This is a genomic window from Burkholderia sp. SIMBA_062 (assembly GCF_046534765.1).
Classification (GTDB): Bacteria; Pseudomonadota; Gammaproteobacteria; order Burkholderiales; family Burkholderiaceae; genus Burkholderia; species Burkholderia ambifaria.
The window spans coordinates 1-237 of sequence record NZ_JAWRYD010000612.1; the positions used below are offsets into that span (position 1 = coordinate 1).

General features: G+C 61.6%; 1 pseudogene. It reads right to left on the bottom strand.

Annotation, left to right across the window (positions count from 1 at the left end):
* Nucleotides 1–237, bottom strand: a pseudogene (locus tag SB786_RS37640) (bifunctional UDP-4-keto-pentose/UDP-xylose synthase); the annotation flags it as partial.

Sequence of the window (237 nt, forward strand, 5' to 3'; positions counted from 1 at the left end):
GTGTTGTCGATCTTCGGCACGCGGTTCTGCACGTCCTGGTAGCCGTTGCCGTAGTACGCGCCCGAGGCCGTCTCGACGAGCTTCACCTGCTTGGCCGAATCGGCGTACTCGGGGAATTCCGCCGCCAGTTCGAGCATCTTGTGCGCGAGCTCGCGAACCGAGAAGTTGTTGTGCGGATTGCCGAGGTTGTAGATCTTGCCCGACGCGGCGCCGCCCTTGTTCTCGATGATCTTCATC